The sequence below is a fragment of the Stenotrophomonas sp. 364 genome, assembly GCF_009832905.1.
Lineage (GTDB): Bacteria > Pseudomonadota > Gammaproteobacteria > Xanthomonadales > Xanthomonadaceae > Stenotrophomonas > Stenotrophomonas maltophilia_AP.
Window position 1 is genome coordinate 4255107 of sequence record NZ_CP047135.1, and the last position, 25110, is coordinate 4280216.

21 protein-coding genes are annotated in these 25110 nt (G+C 68.4%); 10 read left to right on the top strand and 11 right to left on the bottom strand.

Annotated features, from left to right (window positions below):
* Positions 1–40 precede the first annotated feature (40 nt).
* Positions 41–1054, bottom strand: a complete 1014-nt coding sequence (cydB, locus tag GQ674_RS19000; RefSeq protein WP_159498411.1) for a cytochrome d ubiquinol oxidase subunit II — start codon at positions 1052–1054, stop codon at positions 41–43.
* Position 1055: 1 nt separating this feature from the next.
* Positions 1056–2453 carry a cytochrome ubiquinol oxidase subunit I gene (locus GQ674_RS19005; protein WP_159498413.1) on the bottom strand — a complete coding sequence of 466 codons (1398 nt, stop codon included), beginning with the start codon at positions 2451–2453 and terminating at the stop codon, positions 1056–1058.
* 449 nt (positions 2454–2902) lie between these two features.
* Here GQ674_RS19005 and GQ674_RS19010 point away from each other — a divergent pair, with 449 nt between their 5' ends.
* The 6 genes from GQ674_RS19010 to hemF all read left to right on the top strand — a co-directional run bounded on the left by GQ674_RS19010 (position 2903) and on the right by hemF (position 10705).
* The gene (locus GQ674_RS19010) at positions 2903–5269 is read left to right on the top strand and encodes a S9 family peptidase (protein WP_201290184.1); all 2367 of its coding nucleotides are present in this window, start codon (positions 2903–2905) and stop codon (positions 5267–5269) included.
* Positions 5270–5701: an NUDIX domain-containing protein gene (locus tag GQ674_RS19015; RefSeq protein WP_159498415.1), complete on the top strand. Its 432-nt coding sequence runs from the start codon at positions 5270–5272 to the stop codon at positions 5699–5701.
* 30 nt (positions 5702–5731) lie between these two features.
* Entirely contained in the window at positions 5732–6325 is a 594-nt protein-coding gene (locus tag GQ674_RS19020) for a tetraspanin family protein (protein ID WP_159498417.1), read from the top strand.
* 65 nt (positions 6326–6390) lie between these two features.
* The gene (locus GQ674_RS19025; protein ID WP_159498419.1) at positions 6391–7920 is read left to right on the top strand and encodes a hypothetical protein; all 1530 of its coding nucleotides are present in this window, start codon (positions 6391–6393) and stop codon (positions 7918–7920) included.
* 166 nt (positions 7921–8086) lie between these two features.
* Positions 8087–9754: a hypothetical protein gene (locus GQ674_RS19030; protein ID WP_159498421.1), complete on the top strand. Its 1668-nt coding sequence runs from the start codon at positions 8087–8089 to the stop codon at positions 9752–9754.
* Between the two features lie 54 nt (positions 9755–9808).
* Complete coding sequence (hemF, locus tag GQ674_RS19035) at positions 9809–10705, top strand: oxygen-dependent coproporphyrinogen oxidase (protein WP_159498423.1); 897 nt, start codon at positions 9809–9811, stop codon at positions 10703–10705.
* A gap of 88 nt (positions 10706–10793) precedes the next feature.
* Here hemF and GQ674_RS19040 read toward each other — a convergent pair whose 3' ends face one another.
* Both GQ674_RS19040 and polA read right to left on the bottom strand, forming a co-directional pair.
* The gene (locus GQ674_RS19040) at positions 10794–11270 is read right to left on the bottom strand and encodes a YetF domain-containing protein (protein ID WP_159498425.1); all 477 of its coding nucleotides are present in this window, start codon (positions 11268–11270) and stop codon (positions 10794–10796) included.
* Between the two features lie 375 nt (positions 11271–11645).
* Positions 11646–14417 (bottom strand): DNA polymerase I, encoded by a 2772-nt coding sequence (polA, locus tag GQ674_RS19045; protein ID WP_159498427.1) that lies wholly within the window; start codon positions 14415–14417, stop codon positions 11646–11648.
* Positions 14418–14513: 96 nt separating this feature from the next.
* Here polA and GQ674_RS19050 point away from each other — a divergent pair, with 96 nt between their 5' ends.
* Positions 14514–14798 carry a DUF2782 domain-containing protein gene (locus GQ674_RS19050; protein WP_128096713.1) on the top strand — a complete coding sequence of 95 codons (285 nt, stop codon included), beginning with the start codon at positions 14514–14516 and terminating at the stop codon, positions 14796–14798.
* Between the two features lie 79 nt (positions 14799–14877).
* A complete protein-coding gene (locus GQ674_RS19055) occupies positions 14878–15117 on the top strand; it encodes a hypothetical protein (protein ID WP_128096712.1) in 240 nt (79 codons plus the stop codon).
* Positions 15118–15256: 139 nt separating this feature from the next.
* Here GQ674_RS19055 and GQ674_RS19060 read toward each other — a convergent pair whose 3' ends face one another.
* The 3 genes from GQ674_RS19060 to GQ674_RS19070 form a co-directional block, all read right to left on the bottom strand.
* On the bottom strand, positions 15257–15703 hold the full coding sequence (locus GQ674_RS19060) for a universal stress protein (protein WP_159498429.1): 447 nt from the start codon (positions 15701–15703) through the stop codon (positions 15257–15259).
* Between the two features lie 73 nt (positions 15704–15776).
* On the bottom strand, positions 15777–16337 hold the full coding sequence (locus tag GQ674_RS19065; protein ID WP_159498431.1) for a sugar O-acetyltransferase: 561 nt from the start codon (positions 16335–16337) through the stop codon (positions 15777–15779).
* A 72-nt stretch (positions 16338–16409) separates the two neighbouring features.
* Positions 16410–16682 (bottom strand): hypothetical protein, encoded by a 273-nt coding sequence (locus GQ674_RS19070; RefSeq protein ID WP_159498433.1) that lies wholly within the window; start codon positions 16680–16682, stop codon positions 16410–16412.
* 255 nt (positions 16683–16937) lie between these two features.
* Between GQ674_RS19070 and GQ674_RS19075 the strand changes: the two genes are divergently transcribed.
* A complete protein-coding gene (locus GQ674_RS19075) occupies positions 16938–17660 on the top strand; it encodes a DUF4386 domain-containing protein (RefSeq protein WP_159498435.1) in 723 nt (240 codons plus the stop codon).
* Here the strand turns inward: GQ674_RS19075 and rtcA are convergent.
* Positions 17650–18666, bottom strand: a complete 1017-nt coding sequence (rtcA, locus tag GQ674_RS19080; protein WP_159498437.1) for an RNA 3'-terminal phosphate cyclase — start codon at positions 18664–18666, stop codon at positions 17650–17652. The genes GQ674_RS19075 and rtcA overlap by 11 nt on opposite strands.
* 55 nt (positions 18667–18721) lie before the next feature.
* Positions 18722–19942: an RtcB family protein gene (locus GQ674_RS19085; RefSeq protein ID WP_137190800.1), complete on the bottom strand. Its 1221-nt coding sequence runs from the start codon at positions 19940–19942 to the stop codon at positions 18722–18724.
* 306 nt (positions 19943–20248) lie between these two features.
* Here GQ674_RS19085 and rtcR point away from each other — a divergent pair, with 306 nt between their 5' ends.
* Complete coding sequence (gene rtcR / locus GQ674_RS19090) at positions 20249–21859, top strand: RNA repair transcriptional activator RtcR (RefSeq protein ID WP_159498439.1); 1611 nt, start codon at positions 20249–20251, stop codon at positions 21857–21859.
* Positions 21860–22172: 313 nt separating this feature from the next.
* On the opposite strand, the gene GQ674_RS19095 is transcribed toward rtcR, so the two are convergent.
* Positions 22173–22727 carry a hypothetical protein gene (locus tag GQ674_RS19095; RefSeq protein ID WP_159498441.1) on the bottom strand — a complete coding sequence of 185 codons (555 nt, stop codon included), beginning with the start codon at positions 22725–22727 and terminating at the stop codon, positions 22173–22175.
* A gap of 164 nt (positions 22728–22891) precedes the next feature.
* Complete coding sequence (gene uvrD, locus GQ674_RS19100; protein WP_128096702.1) at positions 22892–25084, bottom strand: DNA helicase II; 2193 nt, start codon at positions 25082–25084, stop codon at positions 22892–22894.
* Positions 25085–25110 lie beyond the last annotated feature (26 nt).

The following is a 25110-nucleotide window of genomic DNA, read 5'->3' on the forward strand; positions in this document are numbered from 1 at the left end:
TGCCGGGCAGAGCCCGGCACTACGGTTGCGGTCGTGCCCCTCAGTGATACCCCGCATCCGCCCGCACCTTGCCGCGGAACACCCGGTACGACCATGCCGTGTAGCCCAGGATCACCGGCAGCAGCACCACCAGCCCGACCAGGCTGAAGCCCAGTGACGACGCCGGGGCGGCCGCCTCCCACAGCGTCATGCTCGGCGGCAGCAGATAGGGCCACATGCCCAGCACCAGGCCGATGAAGCCCAGGATGAACAACGCCAGGGTCAACAGGAACGGCGGCAGGTCGCGGCGCGGGTGCATCGCACTGCGCCACAGCGCCACCGCCACGCCCAGCGTCAGCAGCGGCACCGGCGACAACCACCAGAAGTTGCCATCGCTGAACCAGCGCGCCATCAGGCGCGAATCCAGGAACGGCAGCCAGGTGCTCACCAGTCCCATGAACACGATCACCGCCACCACCAGCGGCCGCGTCAGCGTGCGCGCGAACGCCTGCTCACGGCCCTCGGTCTTCAGGATCAACCAGGTGCTGCCCAGCAGCGCGTAGCCGAACACCACCGCTGCACCGGTCAGCATCGAGAACGGACTGAACCAGCTGAACGCCCCACCGGCATAACGGCCATCCACGATCTGCAGGCCTTCCACCAGCGCCCCGAGAATCACCCCCTGCGCGAACGCGGCCAGCAGCGAGCCCAGCCCGAACGCCACGCTCCACAACCGCCGCGAACGGTGCGCCTTGAAGCGGAATTCGAACGCCACCCCGCGGAACACCAGTGCCACCACCAGCAGCAGCACCGGCAGGTACAGCGCCGACAGCAGCGCCGCGTAGGCCTTGGGGAAGGCCGCCATCAGCCCGGCCCCGCCCAGCACCAGCCAGGTTTCGTTGCCGTCCCAGATCGGCGCGGCGGTGTTCATCATGATGTCCAGCTGTTCTTCGTCCTCGGCCATCGGCGCCAGGATGCCGATGCCCAGCACGAAACCGTCCAGCACCACGTACATCAGCACGCCAAAGCCGATCACCGCAAACCATGCCACCGGCAGCCAGGTTGTCATCTCCATGTCAGCGCTCCTCCAGCGGTTCGTCGGCACCGGACAGCGGCCGCGCCGGGGTATGGCTGCCCGCGTCCAGCGCCGGCGCCGGTTCGTGCGGCTTGGGCCCGGTGCGGATGATCTTCACCAGGTACCAGATGCCCCAGCCGAACACGAACGCATAGCCCACGATGTAGACGCCCAGCGACAACGCGGTCATCCACGCGCTCTGCGGGCCCACCGCGTCGGCGGTGCGCAGCACCCCGTACACCACCCACGGCTGGCGCCCCATCTCGGTCACGAACCAGCCCGATACCAGCGCGATGAAGCCGCTGGGCAGCATCCAGTTCCAGCCGCGCACCAGCCAGCGCGACTGCAGCAGCTTGCCGCGCCACCACTGGAACGCCGACACCCAGGCCAGCAGCAGCATCAGCGTACCCAGCCCGACCATGATCCGGAACGCGAAGAACACCGGCACCACCGGGGGCCGATCGCTGGCCGGTACCGAGGTGAGCGGATCGAACGTACCCTCCAGCGAATGGGTCAGGATCAGGCTGCCCAGCCGGGGAATGGCGATTTCATAATCGTTGCGCTCGGCTTTTTCGTTGGGCACTGCGAATACCACCAGCGGCACGCCCTCGCCCTGCCCTTCGGAATGCCAGTGCGCTTCCATCGCGGCAATCTTCATCGGCTGGTGCTTGAGCGTGTTCAAGCCATGCATGTCGCCCACGAAGATCTGCACCGGCACGGTCAGCGCGGCGAACGCCACGGCTGCCAGCAGCATCGTGCGCCCGGCTTCCACGTGCGTGCCCTTGCGCAGGTACCAGGCGCCCACGCCACCGATCACGAAGCAGGTGGTGATGAACGAGCCCAGCGCCATGTGTGCCAGGCGGTACGGGAAGGAGGGGTTGAACACCACCTGCCACCAGTCCTGCGGGTGCACGATGCCGTCGATCAGCGCGTAGCCGGCCGGTGTCTGCAGCCAGCTGTTGGAGGACAGGATCCAGAACGTGGAGAACAGCGTGCCCAGCGCCACCATGCAGGTGGAGAAGAAATGCAGCCGCGGCGATACGCGGCCCCAGCCGAACATCATCACGCCCAGGAAGCTGGCCTCCAGGAAGAAGGCGGTGAGGACTTCATAGGTGAGCAGCGGCCCGATCACGCTGCCGGCCACCTCGCTGAGACGCGGCCAGTTGGTGCCGAACTGGAAGGCCATGACGATGCCGCTGACCACGCCCATGCCGAAGGACACCGCGAAGATCTTCTGCCAGAAGAAATACAGCTCGCGCCAGACCGGGTTGCCGGTGCGCAGCCAGCGTGACTCCACGAAGGCCAGCCAACTGGCGGTGCCGATGGTGAAGGCGGGGAACAGCACATGGAAACTGATGACGAACCCGAACTGGATCCGCGACAACAACAACGCGTCCACGTGACGCCTCCGACTGGTTTCTGAAATCCGCACCAGTCTGGGCCGGTATCCGTGAAAGGCACATGCGACCCGGTGACGCGCTGCTTCACTTTGTCGCAGGTGGAGCCCGGTTCTGGGGTGGTGGGTGGTTCGGTGGGCGTGGCCCTTCGGCCGGGGCTACCGCGAGCGTGAGGGCCCCTTAGCGGCCGGTAGGGGACGCCTGGCTTTTCGGGCCCTGTCGGTGGGTCGGGCGCTGGGACCCCATACCCTTGGAGGCGAAATAAAGGGGGAGGCGGCGGCCGCAGGCCGACGCCGGAGGACATTCGCCGGAAAGGGTATGGGGTCCCAGCGCCCGGCCCACCGACCACCGCTTGCCTCCCGCGCGAGCACACGCCCATGACCTGTGGCCCCTTCCTGCCGCCCTGGCGGCTGCTACGCTTGCCGGGTTTTCTACTACGGTGCCGCCCGCAATGCCCAGAACGCTGCCCTTGTCCCTGCTGCTGCTCGCCGCCCTCGGCGGAACCGCCCACGCGGCGCCGACGCCGATCACCATCGAGCAGGCCATGGCCGACCCCGACTGGATCGGCCCGCCGGTCGAAAGCGCGTGGTGGTCCTGGAACAGCCAGCAGGTCGAGTACCAGCTCAAGCGCACCGGCAGCCCCGTCCGCGACACCTTCCGCCAGCCGGTCAGCGGTGGCGTGGCCACCCAGGTGGCCGATGACCAGCGCAGCAGCCTGGACGTCGACAGCCCGGTGTACGACACCACCCGCCAGCGCGCGGTCTTCGTGCGCAACGGCGACGTGTTCCTGCGGGACCTGCGCAGCGGCGCGCTGACCCAGCTGACCCGCAGCAGCGAAAAGGCCAGTGCGTTCAACTTCGCCCGCGACGGCGGGGTGATCTGGCAGACCGGCCAGACCTGGTTCCACTGGACCGCCACCGGTGGCGTCCAGCAGGTGGCCAGCCTGAAGGCCGAAAAGAACCCCGACGATGCCCCCAAGGCCGACGTCCTTCGCGACCAGCAGCTACGCACCCTCGCCACCCTGCGCAATGATCGTGCCCAGCGCGACGCGCTCAAGGCGCAGGAAGCCAGCTGGCGCCGCGCCGACGCCACCCGTGCACCCGGCCCGGTTTACCTCGGCGCCGACGTGGAGATCGTCGGCAGCGCCCTCTCGCCCGACACCCGCAGCCTGATCGTGGTGACCAAGCCGAAGAGCTTCGACGAAGGCCGCGGCGGCAAGATGCCCAAGTACGTGACCGAATCGGGCTACGAAGAGTTCGAGGACACCCGCACCCGCGTGGGCCGCAACGATCCCGAACCGCATGCCCTGTGGCTGGTCGATGCGGTCACCGGCACGGTCAAGCCGCTCTCGCTGGACAACCTGCCCGGCATCGGCACCGACCCGCTGGCCGCGCTGCGCAAGGCCGCTGGCAAGGACGCGCTCAAGGGCAACCGCCCACTGGAAGTGCTGGCCGGCCCCGGCAACCCCGGCATCCGCTGGAGCGCCGACGGCCAGCAGGCCGCGATCATGCTGCGCGCCAACGACAACAAGGACCGCTGGATTGCCAGCGTCAGCCCGGCCAGCGGCAAGCTGGAAAACCGCCACCGCCTGACCGACAGCGCCTGGATCAACTGGGGCTTCAACGACTTTGGCTGGTCCAACGACAACCGCACGCTGTGGCTGCTGTCCGAGGAATCGGGCTACGCGCACCTGTACACCCAGCAGGGCACCGCCAAGCCGCAGGCACTGACCGGCGGCAAGTGGGAAACCTCGATGCCGGTGCCCAGCGCCGACGGCCGCGGCTTCTACTTCCTCTGCAACCAGCAGAGCCCGGGCGACTACGAGGTCTGCGCGGTCGACACCGCCAGCAGGCAGGTGCGTGAAGTGACCGCGCTCAATGGCGTGGAAGACTTCTCGCTGTCCCCGGATGGCCAGCAGCTGCTGGTGCGTTACTCCGGCGCCTACCTGCCGGCGCAGCTGGCCGTGGTGCCCACCACCGGCGGCCAGGCCAAGTTGCTCACCGACACGCGCACCGCTGCCTACAAGGCCCGCGAGTGGGTGCAGCCCAAGCTGGTGCAGGTGCCGTCCAAGCATGGCGCGGGCGTGGTCTGGGCCAAGTACTACGGCCCGGAGAACCCCGAGCCGGGCAAGCAGTACCCGATCGCCATGTTCGTGCACGGTGCCGGCTACCTGCAGAACGTCCACCAGCGCTACCCGGCCTACTTCCGCGAGCAGATGTTCCACAACCTGCTGGTGCAGCAGGGCTACATCGTGCTGGACATGGATTACCGCGGCAGCGAAGGCTACGGCCGCAACTGGCGCACCGCGATCTACCGCAACATGGGCCACCCGGAACTGGAGGACTACAAGGACGGCCTGGACTGGCTGGTGGACACCAAGCAGGGTGACCGCGCCAAGGCCGGCATCTACGGCGGCTCCTACGGTGGCTTCATGACCTTCATGGCGCTGTTCCGCTCGCCGGGCACGTTCAAGGCCGGTGCCGCGCTGCGCCCGGTGGTCGACTGGCACCAGTACAACCACGGCTACACCGCCAACATCCTCAACACCCCGGACATCGACCCGGAGGCGTACCGCACCTCGTCGCCGATCGAATACGCCGACGGCCTGCAGGACCACCTGCTGATCGCACACGGGATGATGGACGACAACGTGTTCTTCCAGGATTCGGTCAACCTCACCCAGAAGCTGATCGAGCTGCACAAGGACAACTGGTCCATCGCGCCGTACCCGCTGGAACGCCACGGCTACGTGCGTCCGGATTCGTGGCTGGACCAGTACAAGCGCATCCTCAAGCTGTTCAACGACAACCTGAAGTAAGTGGCGGCGCAGGCCAGCCACGCCGCGGCGCCGATCGAGATCGTCGCCGCGGTCATCCTGGACGCCGCCGGCCAGGTACTGGTGGTGCGCAAGCAGGGCTCGGAAACCTTCATCCAGCCCGGGGGCAAACCCGAGCCGGGTGAGGCCCCGCTGCAGGCGCTGGCGCGTGAGCTGCAGGAGGAACTGGGCGTGCACATGGACCCCGGCAGCGCCCAGCCAGTGGGCCGTTTCGAGGCCTGGGCGGTGCATGAACACGGCCGCCGGGTGCACGCGCAGGTGTGGCGGGTGCAGGTCACCGGCACACCGCAGGCGCAGGCGGAAATCGCCGAGTTGGCCTGGGTTCCCCTGCAGCCGCCGCATGGGCGGCGCTTGGCAGCCTTGAGCGAAGACCATATCCTGCCCGCGGCCGCACGCGCGGTGGCCGCGGGCTGATGCCCGTGGTCGACTCCCACAGGACACCGGATGTCATCGCCCCCGCAGTTGCCCCATGCCCAGCCGCCCGTAGACCCGCTGGCGCCCCCGAAATTCCTGTCGCCGATGACCAAGTCGGTGCTGCTGGTATGCGTGGCCTCCGCCGTGGGCTGGGCCATTGCGGCGCTGGTCGCCGGCCCGCTGTCGATCGGCGCCTTCCTGCAGGAACAGGTAGACACCCGCGATGTGGCCTGGCTGTCACCGCCGCTGCAGTGGCTGACGACACACGCGCTGGGCATCTGCGTGGCCATGCTGCTCACCTGCCTGGTGGGCGTGGTGGCGTGCGTGGGCATGCTGCGCCGCGAACAATGGGCGCTGTGGTTGTTCATCGTGCTGCTGGTGGTGACCGCGCTGATGAACTTCGTCGCCGCCTGGGCGGTGGATGATGGACTCGCGCACCTGTCGCAGTATCTGACGCGGCACGGCGACAACCCCGACATGCGCCAGCTGCGCCACGACCTGCAGCTGCAGCGCATCGTTCTGAGCGGCATGCTGGTGCTCACCGCCGTGGGCTTTGCCGGCCTGCATGGCTGGTTGGCGGTGCGCCTGCTGCGTGCCGACGTACGCACCTGGATGCAGCGCTGACCCCTGCCCCGGCCGGTCCCTGCGCCCGTGCCGGCGCTCCCCGATTTCCACCCAAGGATGCTGTTGTGACTTCTGTTGTTTCCGCGCGCCGCCGCGTCATCGGCTGGCGTGCCCTGGCCGTCCTCGTCCTGGCCGCCGCCAGCCTTCCCGCCGCTGCCCAGTCCATGGCCTGCGGCACGTACAAGCAGGACGATGGCAACGCCACCCTGATCCTGGAAAGCGAGGGCCACGGCTTCCTGACGTCGGCCCACTCGCCCACCGAGGAACTGCGCATCGCACGCAGCGAGGATGTGTTGGGCATGGTCAACCTGGCCACCGGGCGCATGGAGAACTGGACCTTCGGCGACGGCGACCGCACCCTCACCGGCGGGTACCATGATTTCGTGCGCGAGAAGGCCGCGGCCTGCAAGCCGTTCTACCCCGTCGAAGAAGGCAGCTGCCGCGCCGATCCGGTGGGCTGCCTGGAGCACTACCTCGAAGCCGAACCGGTGCAGCTGCGCCAGTGGTGCAGCGAAGACGTGCCGGTGGCCTGCAAGCGCCTGGTGGAGCTGTACGAGCGCCAGGCCAATGAAGCGGCCCCGAAAGAGCCGCCGCCCTTCCCCCTGCCGACGCAGTGCGATGAAGCCGCCAAGGGCCACGATCCGGCGGTCTGCATGCGCCTGCTTGAAACAATGGCGGGCGAGGTCATGGGCAAGGCGATCATGGGGCTGAGCCACGCGCCGCAGGCCGTCCTGCCCCCGGAACAGCTGGTCGAACTGGCGAGCCTGTGCCAGCAGCACCCGCGCGAGGAATTCTGCCAGCGCGTGGCCGAGGCACAGTGGAACGCCGGCCGGTTGCTGGAGGCCCGCGACGCGCTACATCACGCCTGCAGCACGCGCGCCGACGCCTATGCCTGCACACTGGTCGCCCCACTGGTCGGGTTGCCGCCGGCGGCGTTGTCGCCGGTACCCACCACCGCCCTGCCCTGTGGCCTCTATGTGGCCGAGCACGGTCTCTTCTCGGACCTGCAGTTCGGCGATGCCGGCGTGGTCCAGGTGAGTGGCTACGCGGCGCGCCTGCGTGCCCGCGTAGAGGACGGGCGCGTCCACCTGCGCCGCGACATCGGCGACGATATCGTGCTGCAGACCGTGCGCGACGGCAGCCTGGTGGGCATGGACGGCACCACCCGTTTTGCCCATTACACGCGCCAATCGGGCGCCGCCGGTGGCTGCAGCGCACCACTGAGCTTCACCGAGATTCCGCAGCCGCTGGACTGCCCCACGCTGGACCGCGAAGGCGGCCCGGAGGCCTGCTGCAAGGCCGGCCAGCTGCTGGGCTGCAAGCTGGCCGCCAGCGCGCGTGCACGTGACGAGGACTGGAAAAGCACGCCGCCGTACTACGCCGCGCTGTGCACCGCCGGCGTGCGCGATGGCTGCGTAGGCCTGGCCGAGGTCTATGAACACACCGGGGACGAGGCGCTGCCGACCCTGCTGGCGGCCATCTGCGCCAAGGGCGGCGCTACCCACATTGCCTGCGACGTGGACGCCACCCGCGACTGGCCGGCGCTGCGCGCGATGGTGCGTGCGATCGCGGAGGACCCTGCACCCCGCGAGTGACAGAAGCGCTGATGGCATGCCGCCAGCGGCTGGACGCGACGCATCCCATTGCCAGCGCCGGCCGCCCCGCTATCCTGCAGCCCTTCACAGATGGCGCCGGCGTCCTTGTACGACCGGTGCCGTCCTTCGCGGCCTGCGACCGGACAGGTCGCGTCAAGGATCGAACATGCTGCCCTGCCATTCACGCTTCCCACTCCGCGCCGCAACGGCGGCACTGCTGCTCGCGCTGGCGCCCACCGCCGTCGCCCAGCCGCTCACCTGCGGGCGCTTCATCAACGACACCGACAGCGCCGAGCTGGTCCTGGAGGGCCCCGACCGCGGCTACCAGATCGACTACAGCGGGGAGCGCAGCGATTTTCTCGTGCAGCTGCAGGAGGGGCAGCCGCAGGTGATCGATCTCGGATCGGGCAGCATCGAGACGCTGAAAGCGAGCCAGCGGGGGCGCGTCCTTGAACTGGGCTGGAACCGCTTCGTACTGCGTACGCCCGCCCAATGCAGCGCGCCGGTGCCCCATGCCGACGGCAGCTGCCTGGCCGATCCGCTGCATTGCCTGGCCGATCGCTACGACAAGGACACCGCCGCGCTTGAAGCAGGCTGCAGTGACGGCATGCCGGCCCTGTGCCGGGACCTGCCCGGTCGCTATCGGAAGGATGCGCAGGCCCGCCAGCAACGCGACGGCGACGATGACACCGGCTTCTCCGAAAAGCAGCGGGTCGCCATGCGCGCGTACATGGAAAAGGCCTTCGACGAGATGGACCTTCCCGCCCTGTGCCGCGAAGACAGCGCTGTGTTCGATGAGGCGGCGTGCAGGAATACGCTGGCGTCCCGGCCGGAGCTGGGCGAGAAAATCGCCGATGCCCTGCAGGGCGCTGCGTTGGCGGCTGGGATGGTCGAGGTGTTCGCCCCCGAACCGGAGCGCCCGCTGCCGGAGACGGACCGGATGAAGCTGCAGGGGTACTGCCAGGCACGTCCGCATGGTTGGTTCTGCACCGAGGTCGCCGAGCAGCAGTGGGACGCCGGCGACCTGCAGCACGCGACGGCGGCGCTGGCGCTGGCCTGCACGGCAGGCGACGCGCGCGCGTGCGCATTTGCGCCCCCGTTGCAGCAGCTGGGTGCGGACCTCGCCCCGCAGGCCGCGGCAACGCTGCCGTGCGGCGCGTACGTCTCCCAGGCTGCCTTGATGGACTCCCTTCGTTTTGGTGACCGTGGCCTGGTCGACATGGGCATGGGCCAGCTGCGCGCCCGCCTTGAAAATGGCGCCATCCGGATCCGTCACGAACAGGGCGGCGACTTCGTACTGAAATCCCTGCCCAACGGCGACCTGCTCGGCATGGATCAGTGGACGCGCTTCCAGCGCTTCCAGCGCACGCCGGCTGACGGGGATCCGGCCCATTGCGCGCCACCGGTGCAGTTCACCGAGGTACCGCTGCCGGAGGATTGCCCCAAGGCGCTGGTAGACGGCGGGGCGGAAGCCTGCTGCGCCCGCGGCAGCATGCAGGGCTGCAACGTGCTGGGCACGCGGCTGGGCTTGAAGGGGCAGTGGGAGCAGGCCAGCGTGCATTACCTGCAGGTGTGCCGTGCAGGCATCCGCGAAGGCTGCGAAAACCTGGCCACCGCACAGGAAAGAAACGGTGACGTGGATGCGCATGGCATGCTCCAGGCGCTGTGCCAGGCCGATGCGAGCGGGCGCCACGTTGCCTGCGACCTGCTGGACACGCGCAACTGGGCCATGATGTCGGCCGGGCATGCGCTTGAGCAGGCACTGCAGAACAGCGGCGACGATGCCGATGAGGACATCCCGCCGGCACGGCGCACCCCCAATCACAAACGGTGATCCGCTGCAGCTGCGTCCACGGCCCGGCTATCCGGCCTGCGGTAAAGTAGCGCCATGAACGAATTCGAGCGCGTACGCAGCTACCTGACCGACCTGCAGGACCGCATCTGTGCGGCCATCGAGGCCGCCGACGGCCAGGCCCGGTTCGTCGAGGACCAGTGGCAGCGCGCTGAAGGTGGCGGCGGCCGCACCCGCATCCTGCGCAATGGCGCGGTCTTCGAGCAGGCCGGCATCGGCTTCTCCGACGTGGCGGGCACCCGCCTGCCGCCGTCGGCGTCGGCCAACCGGCCGGAACTGGCCGGTGCCTCGTGGCGCGCCACCGGGGTATCGCTGGTGTTCCACCCGGCCAACCCGTACCTGCCCACCACCCATGCCAACGTGCGCTATTTCCGCGCCGAGCGCGATGGCGTGGAAGTGGCGTCGTGGTTCGGCGGCGGCTTCGACCTGACCCCGTTCTATCCGTTCGACGAGGACGTGCAGCAGTGGCATCGCGTGGCGCACGACCTGTGCGCGCCGTTTGGCGAAGCACGTTACGCCGACCACAAGCGCTGGTGCGACGAGTACTTCTTCCTGCGCCACCGCAATGAAACCCGGGGCGTGGGCGGGTTGTTCTTCGACGACCTGCACGGTGACTTTGAACGCGACTTTGCCTACCTGCGCGCGGTCGGCGATGGCTTCCTCGACGCGTACCTGCCGATCGTGGCGCGTCGCAAGGACATGCCGTTCGGCGAGCGTGAGCGCGAGTTCCAGCTGTACCGCCGCGGGCGCTACGTGGAATTCAACCTGGTCTACGACCGCGGCACGCTGTTCGGCCTGCAGAGCGGCGGGCGCAGCGAGAGCATCCTGATGAGCCTGCCGCCGCGGGTGCGCTGGGAATACGGTTTCCAGCCCGAGGCCGGCAGCGACGAAGCCCGCCTGGCCCACTACCTGGTGCCGCGCGACTGGGTGTAACCCAACGCGGCACCGCGTGGGCCGGCATCCATTTCGCATGCGGCTGATGGTCGCCCCGGCGGAGGGTAGAGCCACCCCATGGGTGGCGCTACCCCTTCTTCGGCACGATGGTGATGTGGCCGTTGATTTCCAGCACCGCCAGCGCGACGTCGTCGATCGACAGGCAGCCTTGTTGGCGCAGCGCCGCATCGAAATCGGCCGAGGTGACCATTTCGCGCCGCAGCACCGAATCCAGCAGTTTGCCGTCGCGCGCGATCAGCACCGGCTCGCCTTCGACCAGGCGTTCTACACGCCGGCTGCGCGTGCTCAACCACCCCACCCCGTAGTTGAGCAGGATCAGCGTGGCCGCCAGCAGCAGCCCGCCGCCCAGCGAGGTGTCCTTGCCCAGCAACGCGTTCTGCACCGCATTGCCCAGCAGCACGATCAGCAGCACGTCGAACGGGGTGATCTGGCCCAGCGCGCGCTTGCCCGACAACCGCACCATGCCCAGCACCAGCACGTACACCACCACCGCGCGCAGGATGAATTCCCACCACGGCATGGCCAATGCAAACAGATCGCTCATGCGGTTCTCCCCGGGTCCAGCCCACAGCATGGGCCGCGCGCAGGGCAAACGGCAATTGGCAGCGCGGGGTATGTCATCGGGCGGGCGGCACCGGGTTTACGGCGGCCCAAATAAAAAGCCCCGCCGACCAGGGGGAGGTCAGCGGGGCCGGGGAACGGGCGCTTGGGGAGGAGCCCCCGTTCCGAGATCTGCTCCAGGGGATGGGAGAGATCCACAACAGGCGTTGCGCCTGTCGAGGTCTATAAAAGCACCCCGAACATTGATAGTTCGTGAAGGGGCCCAATTAATGAAAGGCGCTTAGGGGAAACATTCATCCGACAGTCAGTTTTTCAGGCAGCTATGAACCAATTCAGCTGTTTGAGCGTGATTTACGTCTCAGTGCGCCTCATCCCAGTTATCACCCACGCCCGCATCCACGACCAACGGCACCCGCAACTGGGCTGAAGACGACATCAGTTCCACCACCTTCAAACGCAAGGTGTCGAGAAACTCACTTTCGGTTTCGAATACCAATTCATCGTGCACCTGCATGATCATGCGGGCCTGGTCGCCCTGGCCCTGCAGCCACCCGTCCACTCTCACCATCGCCCGCTTGATGATGTCGGCCGCGGTGCCCTGCATCGGCGCGTTGATCGCCGCCCGTTCAGCCCCGGCACGCAGGCCTTGGTTGCGGGCGTGAATGTCGTTCAGGTACAGCCGGCGGCCTTCCAGGGTTTCCACGTAGCCCTGGTCGCGGGCCTGCTGGCGCATGCGCTCCATGAAGTCGCGCACGCCCGGGTAGCGGCTGAAGTACAGCGCCACGTAATCCTGGGCCTGGCCACGGTCGACGCCCAGGTTGCGGGCCAGCCCGAACGCGCTCATGCCGTACATCAGGCCGAAGTTGATGGCCTTGGCCGCGCGGCGCTCGTTCGGGGTGACCTCGTCCAGCGCGCGCCCGAACACCTCGGCCGCGGTGGCCCGGTGCACGTCCACGCCCTGCTCGAAGGCGCGCACCAGGCCCGGGTCTTCGGACAGGTGGGCCATGATCCGCAGCTCGATCTGCGAGTAATCGCAGGCCAGGATCTTGCGCCCGGGCGGGGCGACGAAGGCGCGGCGGATGCGGCGGCCGTCGTCGGTGCGGATCGGGATGTTCTGCAGGTTGGGGTCGGAGGAGGACAGCCGGCCGGTGGCCGCGCCGGACTGGTGGTAGCTGGTGTGGACCCGGCCGGTGTCCGGGTTGACCATCTCCGGCAGCTTGTCGGTGTAGGTGCTGCGCAGCTTGGCCAGCCCGCGGTACTCCAGGATCACCCGCGGCAGCTCGTGCTGCTCGGCGATGGCCTCCAGCGCCTCTTCATTGGTGCTGGGCTGGCCCTTGGGGGTCTTCACCAGCGCCGGCAGCTTCAGTTCGTCGAACAGCACCGCCTGCAGCTGCTTGGGCGAATCCAGGTTGAAGGTGTGGCCGGCCAGCTCGGTGGCCTTCTGCTGGGCGGCCAGCATGCGCACGCTCAGGTCCTGGCTCTGGCGGCGGAGTTCGGCCATGTCGATGTGCACGCCGTTGGCTTCGATCCGGGCCAGCACCGGCACCAGCGGCATTTCGATGTCGCGGTACACGCCGTCCAGCGACGGCACGGCCAGCAGCTGCGGCTGCAGCACGCGGTGCAGGCGCAGGGTGATGTCGGCGTCTTCGGCGGCGTAGCGGCCGGCCTCGTCCAGGCCCACCTGCGAGAACGGGATCTGCTTGGCACCCTTGCCGGCCACGTCCTCGAACTTGATCGTGGTGTAGCCCAGGTAGCGCATCGCCAGCGAATCCATGTCGTGGCGGGTGGCGGTGGAATTGAGCACGAAGCTCTCCAGCATGGTGTCGTCGTGGTAGCCCTGCACGTTGATGCCATGCCGGCGCAGCACGTGCAGGTCGTACTTGCCGTGCTGGCCGAGCTTCTTCTTGCTCGGGTTTTCCAGTACCGGGCGCAGCGCGGCCAGCACCTGCTCGGCGCCCAGCTGGGCCGGCGCGCCGGGGTAGGTGTGGCCCACCGGGATGTAGGCGGCCCGGCCCGGCTCGACCGCCAGGCTGATGCCCACCAGGTTGGCGCGCATCGCATCGAGCGCGTCGGTTTCGGTGTCGAAGGCGATCAGGTCGGCCGCCTCGGCGCGCTGCACCCACGCGTCCAGCTGCTCGGTGGTCAGCACGGTCTCGTAGTCGCCAGGCGCGGACAGCGCCGGATCGACCTCGGCCGCCGTTTCCGCCGGCGCGCTGCGTGCGTACCCGGCGGCAGTGCCACGCAGGCTCACCGTGGCGTCGCTGGCAGCCACCGCAGCCGCAGCCGGGCCACCGAGCTCCTTCAGCGCCTGGGTGAAGCCGTAGCGCAGGTACAGCTCGCCCAGGGTGGGCACGTCCGGGTCGCGCAGTGCCAGCGTGCGCGGGCTGGCGTCCAGCGGCACATCGGTGCGGATGGTGACCAGTTCGCGGTTGAGCGGCAGGCGCTCCAGCGCCGCGCGCAGGTTCTCGCCGATCTTGCCCTTCATGCCCGGTGCGGCGGCCATCACCCCGTCCAGGTTCTGGTACTCGGCCAGCCACTTGGCGGCGGTCTTGGGGCCGCACTTCTCCACGCCGGGCACGTTGTCCACGGTGTCGCCCATCAGCGCCAGCAGGTCCACGATCTGGTCGGCGCGCACGCCGAACTTGTCCATCACCGCCGCATCCGAATCCATCCGGCTGCCGGTCATGGTGTTGACCAGTTCGATGCCCGGGCGGACCAGCTGGGCGAAGTCCTTGTCGCCGGTGGAGATGGTCACCTGCAGGCCGTCCTGCTGGCCCTGCAGGGCCAGCGTGCCGATCACATCATCGGCTTCCACGCCGGAAATGCGCAGGATGCTCAGGCCGAGTGCTTCGACGATGCGGCACATCGGCTCGATCTGCGGACGCAGGTCGTCGGGCATCGGCGGGCGGTTGGCCTTGTAGTCGGCATACAGGTCGTCGCGGAAGGTCTTGCCGGGCGCATCGACCACGAACGCCACGTATTCCGGGCGCTCCTTCAGGGTGGCGCGCAGCATGTTGACCACACCAAACAATGCGCCGGTGGGCTCACCGTGGGCGTTGGTCAGCGGCGGAAGCGCGTGGAACGCGCGGTACAGGTAACTGGACCCGTCAATCAGGACTAATCGGCTCATGCGACGATTCTACGCGCCCGCCCGCGCCGACCCCAGACACGCCGACGACGACGCGTGGGGCATAATCGACCCTCACTTGTACAAGGACCACGGCCCATGAAGACCCTGTTGCTGGTTGGCCTGCTCGCGCTGGCCGGTTGTGCCACCACGGGCGGCGGCGGTACGCCCCCGGTCGATGTGAGCGGTGCCGATGTGTCCAGCAAGACCCTGGCCAACGGCGACACCGTGCAGGAATACCGCGTGAGTGGCCAGCTGCGGATGGTCAAGGTGACGCCGGCGCAGGGTCCGGCGTTCTACATGTACGACCGCAACGGCGATGGCCGCATGGACAGCGACAAGGACGGCGTGTCGCCGGTGTATTGGAAGCTCTACAGCTGGTGAGGGCAGGCATACCTTCCGCCCCGGGGTTGGAACGCCGCTTGCATCGCCAGGTCACCCGGACTTTGCCTTGTTTCAGTAAATGAATACGCCCGAACGCCGCCAGCCGCCCGACCCCGCCCAGCTGCGGGCCGGACTCACCGCCGAGCAACGCCAGGCCGTGGACACGCTGGAACATTTCGGCTGGCAGCTGCGCTTCGTGCGCCGCCCGCTGTTCCGCGACCCGATCCCGGTGCTGTTCGACCGCAGCGGCGAACGCTACGTGGTGCTGCAGCCCGACGGCAGCCTGGATGAGTCGCAGACCCTGAAGCTGCGGCCGTAGGCCCCGCGGCGGGTCCACCGCTGTGTGCGTTGCTGCCGCTGGCCGGCGTCTCGGGAAACCCTACCAACACGGTAGTGGCGGCCGCTGGCCGGCACTACCGGTCCCTGTGTGCGGGGCTACGCAGCGGCGGCGCGCTCCCTCAACGGATCACAAGCACCGGCACGGTGCTGCGCGCCAGCACTTCGGCGGTCTGGCTGCCCAGCAGCACGCGGGTGACGCCACGGCGGCCATGTGAGGTCATCACGATCAGGTCGCTGTTGCGCTCCACCGCCGTGTCGATGATGCCGTCGGCCGCATAGCGGTCCAGCACATGCACCACGTTGGCATGCAGGCCCTGCGCCTCGGCGGTCGCCCTGGCCGGCGCCAGTACCTTCTGCGCGGTCTCTTCGCGGTCGGCCTTGTACTCGGGGCTGTTCATGTAGCCCACGCTCCAGCCCATCGCGTCGTACATGCCCACCGCCCACGGCTCGGACACGGTCACGATGTCGACCTCGGCATTGAGATCCTTGGCCAGTTCCAGGCCTTTGAGCAGGCCCTTTTCAGACAGTTCCGAGCCGTCGGTGGCAATCAGGATTCGCTTGTACATGGCAGGGCTCCTTGCGGTGCAGTGTGGTGGCCACCATTGCACACCCGGCGTGGAGGCCGCGCCTTGAGCCGGATCAATCGCGCGGTGGCACCACGCGTGCGGGGTTGCCCACCACGGTGGCACCGGCCGCCACGTCGCGGGTAACCACGCTGCCAGCGCCCACCACCGCATCGTCGCCGATGCTCACCCCCGGCAGCAGGATGGCGCCACCGCCGATCCATACATTGCGCCCGATCCGCACCGGTCGTGCCAGCTCCAACCCCTCGGCCCGCGCCTGCGGGTCACGCGGGTGGTCGGCCGCATAGATCTGCACCGCCGGACCGATCTGGGTGCCATCGCCGATGCGCACCTCGGCCACGTCCAGAATCACGCAGTTGTAGTTGAGGAACACGCCGGTGCCCAGGTGGATGTGGCTGCCGTAATCACAATGGAACGGCGGGCGGATCACCGTGCCGTCGCCGACCGCACCGAGTCGCTCGCGCAGCAGCGCACGGCGGACATCCGGGGCTTCGGCAAGGGCGGCGTTGTAGCGCACCATCCAGGCCTTGGCCGCCGCCATCTCGGCCTGCAGCTGCGGGTCGCCGGGCCGGTAGGGGTGGCCAGACAGCATCTTGTCCTTCTCGCTCAGCGCCATGGTTGATCCTGCAATACGGCTGCTGATGATGCCGCTTCTGCGCGATGCCGGTAAGCCCGCGACCCGCGCGGTTCAGCGCAGGCCCAGCAGGCGACGCGGTCCGTGCGTGGCCACCAGCGTAGCTACCGCCAACGCAACCGCGGTGGCCCAGAACGGCCAGGACGCCAGCAACGCGCACAGGCCATCCGGGCGCGGTTCGCAGCGCAGCCGGACCAGGTCCAGGCCGCCGCCGTGCTGCAGGCAGGCGTAGGCATGCTCGAACAGGGCCAGCACCGGTGCCACCCAGCCCGCCGACAGCGTCAGCGCAACCAGGACAGCCAACAGGTACGGAGTTCCCTTGTTCATTTGCGCGCTCCCAGCGGACAGCGCCAGACTCTGGGCGCGGTGCCGGACGGCTACAAGCGGCACGCGACGAAGCGGCTGAAATGCGGGATGAGTGCCGGGCCATGGCCGACGAGTGCGGGTGACTGTGGCGGGGCCGGACGTCACTGCGCCGTCCTACCGTCCGTCGGCGCGTGACTTCCGGCAGTCACCGCGGACCCACCCGCCCCGTACGGTGACGGCAACCGGTCCTTCCACACCGGTATCCGGAGCGGCACGATGGCAACGCAGCAGCGGACCGGTCGCCTGGCCGGCGTGGTGTACCTGGTGGTGATCGCCACCCGCATCTTCAGCCTGGCCTATGTGCCCTCCCGGATCAGCGTGGGTGACGATCCCGCCGCCACCCTGGCCAACGTGGTCGCGCATGCCGACCTGTTTCGTGCCGGCGTCGCCGCCTTCGCCCTGGAGCAGATCGCCTTCCTGCTGCTGCCGCTGCTGTTGTATCGCGTGTTCGCTGCGGCGCATCGCCCGGCCGCCACGCTGATGGTGGCCCTGGCGGTCACCGGTGTTCCGATCGCGCTGGCCGCACTGGCCCACCGGCTGGAGGCGGTAACCCTGCTCACCGACCCGGCGCTGGCGCGGGCGCTGTCGGGCGGGCAGCTGCAGATGCTGGCGATGGGCGCACTGAAGAGCTGGAGCAGCCACGTTTTCCTGGCCAGCCTGTTCTGGGGCCTGTGGCTGCTGCCATTCGGCTGGCTGGTGTGGCGCACGCGCGCCATACCGCGTGCACTCGGCGTGCTGCTGATGCTCGGCGGCATCGGCTACCTGCTCAACGTGTTCGGCGAGCTGCTGATCCCCGGCTACGCCACAACCGCACTGTCCCACTACGCCACGCTGCCCGCTTCGCTCGGTGAGATCGGCAGCGGCCTGTGGCTGACTGTGTTCGGGGCGCGCGCCCCCGACCTTGTCCCGCCCCGGGTGGCGCGCGCGGTCAACGGCTGACCGTCACCCGCCACCCACCCGCATGCGGCTGCCAGTCGAACTCGACCGGCAGGAATTTCTCGATCAGGCGCGCGTTGCTGACCAGATGCTCGCTGATCGCCGCGGTGGTGAAGCTGCCGGCACCGGCCAGCGCCATCGGCAGCAGCAGCTGGTCGGACAGGTGCTCGCCCACGCAACCGCTGCCCTGCAGATACTGCTGCACCTGCCCGGCCAGGCGCGCGCCGACCTGTTCGGCCGACACGCCGCGCTCGCCGTGCCCGCTGAACACTTCGACGTGGGCGTCATGACGCACATGCACCAGCGCCACGTTGCCCGGGCCCAGCGCCGGGCGTACCGAGCGCACGTGGCGTGGATGCGGATCCACGCCCAGGATGTCGGCCAGCACCTGCAGCTCGCGCAGGCCGATGCTGCTGGACAGGCCGGACATCAACACCGTGGCTTCCATCGACGCCAACGTGCCGCGGTCCTGGAAGTCGCAGGCCTGCAAGGCCGCGCACGGCGCGACCTCGACCTGCAACACCCCGCCACCGGCCGGATGGAAGCCATGCTGCTGCAGTTCCAGCGATGCCTGCACCCCCATTCTGGCCAGCGCGGGCAGGTAAGCATCGGCGATGAAATCGGCGCTGGGTGCCAACGGGTTATGGGTACCGCCTTCCAACCGCACCCGTGACGGCGCTGCGGCCTGCCACAGCGCCGGCAGCACGGTCTGCAGCACCAGCGTGGCGGAGCCGGCGCTGCCGGTGGCGAACTGGTAATCGCCCGCGCACACCGGGCCGGGCTCGAAGCGTAGCGAGGTGGCGCCGAGTTGCACGCCCTGCGTGCAGGCGTTGCCCACCCGCGCCGCGGCCGTGACCGCGGTGAGATGCTGGCGCATCAGGCCGGGGCGACGGCGTTGCGCGCGGATGTCGTGCATCGTGAAGCCAATGCCGGTGCACAGGCTCAAGGTCAACGCCGAGCGCAGCAGCTGCCCGCCGCCCTGGCTGCCATCCAGTTCCATCATGTCCATGTGTGTCGTCCTCCTTGCCGGCGCGCGGCGCAGTGTACGCCGCGCGGCCGGCGGTTCATCCCTTTACGCACACCACCTGGCGCAGCGTATGCACGATCTCGACCAGGTCGCGCTGGGCCTCCATCACCGCTTCGATCGGCTTGTAGGCCGCCGGTGACTCGTCCACCACCTCCACGTCCTTGCGGCATTCCACGTGCGCGGTGGCTTTGGCGTGGTCGTCCACGCTGATCAGCTTGCGCGCCTGGGTACGGCTCATCACGCGGCCGGCGCCGTGGCTGCAGCTGTGGAAGCTGTCCTCGTTGCCCAGCCCGCGCACGATGAAGCTCTTGGCCCCCATGCTGCCCGGGATGATGCCCATCTCGCCCTTGCGCGCACTCACCGCGCCCTTGCGGGTGAGCATCACGTCCTTGCCGAAGTGGTGCTCGCGGCTCACGTAATTGTGGTGGCAGTTGACCGCCTCGGCCTGCGCCTCGAACGGCTTGGTGATCACCGTGCGCACCGCGGCCACCACGTTGCGCATCATGATCTCGCGGTTCATGCGGGCGAAGCGCTGCGCCCAGTCCACGGCGAACACGTAGTCGCCGTAGTGGGTGCTGCCCTCGGGCAGGTAGGCCAGGTCCTGGTCGGGCAGGTTGATCATCCAGCGACGCATTTCCTGCTTGGCCAGCTCGATGAAGTAGGTGCCGATGGCATTGCCCACGCCGCGGGAGCCGGAGTGCAGCATGAACCACACGCGCTGGTCTTCATCCAGGCAGATTTCCACGAAGTGGTTGCCGGTGCCCAACGTGCCCAGGTGCTTGAGGTTGTTGGTGTTCTTCAGCTTGGGGTGGCGCTCGCAGATCAACGCGAAGTCATCCACCAGCTGGGTCCAGCCGTCCACCGCCAGTTCCGGCGGCGTCTCCCAGCTGCCCTTGTCGCGGCCACGGCCCACGCTGCGGCCGTGCGGCACCGCGCGCTCGATCGCGCTGCGCACCGCCGACAGGTTGTCGGGCAGGTCGCTGGCGGTCAGCGTGGTGCGGGTGGCGATCATGCCGCAGCCGATGTCCACGCCCACGGCCGCCGGGATGATCGCGCCGATGGTGGGCACCACCGAACCGATGGTGGCGCCCTTGCCCAGGTGCACGTCGGGCATCACCGAGATCCAGCGGTGGATGAAGGGCAGGCGCGCGATGTTCTGCAGCTGCTCGCGCGCCGCATCTTCCAGCGGCACGCCGCGGGTCCACAGCTTGATCGGAACAGCGCCGGGCTGCTGGATGACGTCGTAGGTGATGCTCATGGTTCGTTTCCTTGTTCGATATGCCGGAAGGCGGCGCGGTACAGCGTCCGGCCCGGCCCGGCTGGCCCCATTGCCAGCCGGGCATTGCCCATGCCGCATCCCTGCGGCGTGCACCTGCGCTGCGATGGGGCCGGTGGGCGGCCCGCATCGCGTCCTGCCAGGGATAGAGCAATCGGCGTGCCAACCTTTGCAGAAGACGCCCAAGCATATGTTTTCAAACACTTTTAGTTGCAATCACGGCCACCTCTGCTTCTACCGCACGGGAGATTTCTGTATATTGACAGCGCGCCTCTTATAAGGATGGATATGGCCAAGCGACAGGTGGTGTTCGGCATGCTCGGGATCCAGCTTGATGCCGGGACCGGTCCAGGCCGCTGGCAGAAGTGGCGGCCGACGGTCGCGCTCGGCATGCATGAGGACTTCGTGCCTGACCGCATCGAACTACTGGTGGACGCACGCCGCTTCGGCACGCTGACCGCGCTGGTGCGCGAGGACCTGGCGCTGACCGCGCCGGACACCGCGGTGCACATCCACGACACCTACATGGCCGACCCGTGGGAGTTCGAGGGGGTCTACGCGTGCCTGCACGATTTCCTGGCCGACTATGCGTTCCAGCCGGACGAGGAGGACTACTACATCCACATCACCACCGGCACGCACGTCAGCCAGATCTGCTGGTTCCTGCTGACCGAGAGCCGGCACTTCCCCGGCCGGCTGCTGCAGACCTCACCGCCGCGCAAGCAGCACGTGGGCGACCCGGGCACCTACGCGGTGATCGACCTGGACCTGTCGCGCTACGACCACATCGCCCAGCGCTTTGCCCAGCAGCAACTGCAGGACCGCGACCTGCTCAAGGGCGGCATCGCCACCCGCAACCCGGCGTTCAACCGGATGATCGAGCAGATCGAAACCGTGGCCACCCGCTCGCGCGCGCCGATGCTGCTGATGGGGCCCACGGGCGCGGGCAAGAGCCAGCTGGCCAGGCGGGTGTTCGACCTGAAGAAGCTCAAGCATCAGTTGCCGGGGCGGTTTGTCGAAGTGAACTGCGCCACCCTGCGCGGCGACGGTGCGATGAGCACGCTGTTCGGCCATACCAAGGGCGCCTACACCGGGGCGGTCAGTGACCGCGCCGGCCTGCTGCGGTCGGCCGACAAAGGCCTGCTGTTCCTGGACGAGATCGGCGAGCTGGGCCAGGACGAACAGGCGATGCTGCTGCGTGCGCTGGAAGAGAAGCGCTTCCTGCCGGTGGGCAGCGACCGCGAGGTGGAGAGCGATTTCCAGCTGATCGCCGGCACCAACCGCGACCTGCAACAGGCCGTGCGCGCGGGCCGCTTCCGCGAGGACCTGCTGGCCCGGCTCAACCTGTGGACCTACCCGTTGCCCGGCCTGGCCGAGCGCCGCGAAGACATCGAACCCAACCTGGACTTCGAGCTGGAACGCTGGTCGCGCGAGCAGCACGAGCGGGTGCGCTTCAATGCCGAGGCGCGCAGCCGTTACCTGGCCTTCGCCACCAGCCCCGACGCCACCTGGCGGGGCAACTTCCGCGACCTGGGCGCGTCGCTGATGCGGCTGGCCACGCTGGCCAACGCCGGGCGCATCCAGACCGATGGGGTGGAGGAAGAGATCGCGCGATTGCGCGCGCAGTGGCATGGCAGTGCAGATGCGTCGCCGTTGGACGCGCTGCTGGGCGAGGCCGCCGCGGAACTGGATCGCTTCGACCGTGTGCAGCTGGAGGACGTGGTGCGGGTCTGCGCCCGCTCCGCATCGCTGTCAGCCGCCGGCCGCGAGCTGTTCGCGGTGTCGCGCACGCAGCGGGCCAGCACCAATGATGCGGACCGGCTGCGCAAGTACCTGGCCCGGTTTGGATTGGACTGGGAGCAGGTGCGCGCAGTGTCGCGCGGGGGTGTTGCGCCGTAGACGTCGGGGGGCCGACGTGGGGCCGCCTGGTTACGTGCAGCCGACCAACGGTCGGCTCTACCGGGTTGGCGGCCTTCCAACGGTCTGCGGCTCGGTAGAGCCGACCGTTGGTCGGCTGAACTGGGAGCAGGTGCACGCGGTGTCGCGCGCGGGTGTTGCGCCGTAAACGCCGGGGGGCCGACGTGGGGCCGCCGGGTTGCGTGCAGCCGACCAACGGTCGGCTCTACCGGGTTGGCGGCCTGCCCACGGTCTGGGGCTCGGTAGAGCCGACCGTTGGTCGGCTCCTCGCACATCCGGCACCGTTACACGGTGATCAGGCGATCTTCACCACGCGCGCGCCCTGGCACAGCGGGTAGGTGGCGACCAGGTCGGCGATGCGCTCGCTCAGCGTCTCGAACGATACGCCGTACAAATACAGCGCGGTCTCGGTCGGGCCCTGCCACCAGCTGCAGATTTCGCCCACGCCTTCGATGCGCTCGACGATCTGCTCGAACACGTAATTCGAGTCGCACTGCTCGTAGACCTCATCGGGCAGGTCGGTGCCGTTGAGGTACAGCGCCAGGCCTTCGGTGACACCGAACGGCTGGTCTGGTTCGCCTGCACGCTGGATCAGCGAGCCCTTCGGCGCGCCCAGCTGTTCCAGCAGTTCGATCACGCCCGGCAGCGAGGCTGGATCGGTCAGGGCAATCTCGATATCGCCATAGTCCACTTCGCCCTCGTCGGTCAGCGCGGTGCCGCCGCCGGTAAGCTGGCCCAGCTCAGCGCTTTCCAGCAGCGCATCGAGCGGATCCTCGAACAGCTCATGCCGATGCTCGGGTTGCAGCCTGGCATTCAATTTTACGGTGACGTGCAGCGGGGAATCGGTCATCGGGGTGGCCTGTGCCAACGGGATACGCACCATTGTAGTGCCGGCGGCTGGCCGGCTCCCGGTAACAACCGAGCGAAGAGCAGCCGGCCAGCGGCCGGCACTACCGCGGCAGGGCCACCCGCGCCGGCTGCAAGACCCGGCGCGTCATCCGTGGCGCGCCGGGCTCAGAGCACGGTGAGGTTGGCGTAGGCCATCACCAGCCACTTGCTGCCGGCGTCGGCGAACTCCACCTGCACGCGCGCGTGCTGGCCGTTGCCTTCGTAGTCGGTGACCATGCCTTCGCCGAACTTCGGGTGGTTGACCAGCGCGCCCAGCTTCAGCGGCGGTGCTTCCAGCGCGGCGTGGCCCATCACCCGGTTGGCACCGAGCGAGGCGGTGCGCGAGACCTGCACCTTGGGCCGCACTTCGTTGAGCAGTTCACGCGGGATCTCGCGCAGGAAGCGCGACGGCACGTTGTAGTTTTCCTGGCCGTGGATGCGCCGCGATTCGGCGTAGCTGAGCACCAGCTTCTGGCGCGCGCGGGTGATGCCCACGTACGCCAGGCGGCGCTCTTCCTCCAACCGCCCGCTTTCTTCCAGCGAGCGTGCGCTCGGGAACAGGCCATCTTCCATGCCGGCCAGGAACACGATCGGGAATTCCAGGCCCTTGGCCGAGTGCAGCGTCATCAGCTGCACGCCCTCCTCGCCCGCCTGGGCCTGGCCTTCGCCGGCCTCCAGCGAGGCGTAGGACAGGAACGCGACCAGCTCACTCATGGTCTCGCCGGTCTCTTCGATGTCGTCCTCGCGGCGCACGAACCGCGAAGCCACCGACACCAGTTCGTCCAGGTTGTCCGCGCGCGATTCGGAATCCAGCGCGTTGCGGCTTTCCTTGGACCAGTGTTCGCGCAGGCCCGAACGCACCAGCACGTGGTCGATGCGCTCGGCCAGGGTCATCTCGCCGGCTTCGCCATGCAACTGGTTGACCAGGGTCAGGAAACCGGCCAGCGCGTTGCGTGCGCGCGCCGCCAGTTCGTTGCCCTGGGTGGTGAGCATGGTGGCCTCCCACAGCGAAATCGCGTGGCTGCGCGCCAACCGCCGCACTTCATCCAGGGTGCGGTCGCCGATGCCACGCGTGGGCGTGTTGACCGCGCGCTCGAAGGCGGCGTCATCGTTGCGGTTGGTCATCAGCCGCAGGTAGGCCAGCGCGTCCTTGATTTCGGCACGCTCGAAGAAGCGCATGCCGCCATACACGCGGTACGGCACCTGCTCGGAGATCAGGGCTTCTTCAAACGCACGCGACTGCGCGTTGCTGCGGTAAAGCACCGCGGCATCGCCATAGCTGCCGCCGTCGCGCACCCATTGGCGCGCGCGCTCGACCACATAGCGCGCCTCGTCCATTTCGTTGTAGGCCGCGTACAGGTCGATCGGATCCCCGTCGCCGCTGTCGGTCCACAGTTCCTTGCCGATGCGGTCGGGGTTGTGCGCGATCACCGCGTTGGCCGCGCCCAGGATGTTGGCGCTGGAGCGGTAGTTCTGCTCCAGGCGCACGGTCTGTGCGCCGGGGAAGTCCTTCAGGAAGCGCTGGACGTTCTCGACCTTGGCGCCGCGCCAGCCGTAGATGGCCTGGTCATCGTCGCCGACCACGAACACGTGGCCGCTGTCGCCGGCCAGCACGCGCACGAACGCGTACTGGATGGCGTTGGTGTCCTGGAACTCGTCCACCAGGATTTCGCGGAAGCGCGAGCGGTAATGGGCCAGCAACGCCGGGTTGTCGCGCAGCAGCTCATGCGCGCGCAGCAGCAACTCGGCGAAGTCGACCAGACCGGCGCGATCGCAGCGTTCCTGGTAGGCCGCGTAGGCCTGGCGCATGGTTTCCAGCCACGCGTCGTGCGGCTCGGGCTGGATGTGCTGCGGGCGGCGGCCCTCGTCCTTCTGCTCGTTGATCCACCACGCGATCTGCTTGGGCGGGTGCTTGCTGTCGTCGATCTCCAGCTGCTGCACCACGCGCTTGACCAGCCGCAGCTGGTCGTCCGAATCGAGCACCTGGAAGCTGTCGGGCAGCTTGGCGTCCTGGTAATGCAGGCGCAGCAGGCGGTGGGCCAGCCCGTGGAAGGTGCCGATCCACGCGCCGCGGCTGCCCTGCGGCAGCTGCAGGTCGATGCGGTGGCGCATCTCGCCGGCGGCCTTGTTGGTGAAGGTCACCGCAAAAATGCCATGGGTAGGCACGCCGCAGACTTCATTCAGCCAGGCGATGCGGTGGATAAGTACGCGGGTCTTGCCGGAACCGGCACCGGCAAGCACCAGATGGTGGCCGGGCGGGGCGGACACAGCTTCGCGCTGGGCGGGGTTGAGCCCGTCGAGCAAGTGGGAGACATCCATGCCGCCATTTTACGCCCTCCGCGTCC

Coding starts and splice junctions, on each gene's coding strand:
- cydB (WP_159498411.1), bottom strand. CDS start 1,054: ATGGAGATGACAACCTGGCTGCCGGTGGCATGGTTTGCGGTGATCGGC.
- GQ674_RS19010 (WP_201290184.1), top strand. CDS start 2,903: ATGCCCAGAACGCTGCCCTTGTCCCTGCTGCTGCTCGCCGCCCTCGGC.
- GQ674_RS19020 (WP_159498417.1), top strand. CDS start 5,732: ATGTCATCGCCCCCGCAGTTGCCCCATGCCCAGCCGCCCGTAGACCCG.
- GQ674_RS19030 (WP_159498421.1), top strand. CDS start 8,087: ATGCTGCCCTGCCATTCACGCTTCCCACTCCGCGCCGCAACGGCGGCA.
- hemF (WP_159498423.1), top strand. CDS start 9,809: ATGAACGAATTCGAGCGCGTACGCAGCTACCTGACCGACCTGCAGGAC.
- GQ674_RS19040 (WP_159498425.1), bottom strand. CDS start 11,270: ATGAGCGATCTGTTTGCATTGGCCATGCCGTGGTGGGAATTCATCCTG.
- polA (WP_159498427.1), bottom strand. CDS start 14,417: ATGAGCCGATTAGTCCTGATTGACGGGTCCAGTTACCTGTACCGCGCG.
- GQ674_RS19050 (WP_128096713.1), top strand. CDS start 14,514: ATGAAGACCCTGTTGCTGGTTGGCCTGCTCGCGCTGGCCGGTTGTGCC.
- GQ674_RS19055 (WP_128096712.1), top strand. CDS start 14,878: ATGAATACGCCCGAACGCCGCCAGCCGCCCGACCCCGCCCAGCTGCGG.
- GQ674_RS19060 (WP_159498429.1), bottom strand. CDS start 15,703: ATGTACAAGCGAATCCTGATTGCCACCGACGGCTCGGAACTGTCTGAA.
- GQ674_RS19065 (WP_159498431.1), bottom strand. CDS start 16,337: ATGGCGCTGAGCGAGAAGGACAAGATGCTGTCTGGCCACCCCTACCGG.
- GQ674_RS19070 (WP_159498433.1), bottom strand. CDS start 16,682: ATGAACAAGGGAACTCCGTACCTGTTGGCTGTCCTGGTTGCGCTGACG.
- GQ674_RS19075 (WP_159498435.1), top strand. CDS start 16,938: ATGGCAACGCAGCAGCGGACCGGTCGCCTGGCCGGCGTGGTGTACCTG.
- rtcA (WP_159498437.1), bottom strand. CDS start 18,666: ATGGACATGATGGAACTGGATGGCAGCCAGGGCGGCGGGCAGCTGCTG.
- GQ674_RS19085 (WP_137190800.1), bottom strand. CDS start 19,942: ATGAGCATCACCTACGACGTCATCCAGCAGCCCGGCGCTGTTCCGATC.
- rtcR (WP_159498439.1), top strand. CDS start 20,249: ATGGCCAAGCGACAGGTGGTGTTCGGCATGCTCGGGATCCAGCTTGAT.
- GQ674_RS19095 (WP_159498441.1), bottom strand. CDS start 22,727: ATGACCGATTCCCCGCTGCACGTCACCGTAAAATTGAATGCCAGGCTG.
- uvrD (WP_128096702.1), bottom strand. CDS start 25,084: ATGGATGTCTCCCACTTGCTCGACGGGCTCAACCCCGCCCAGCGCGAA.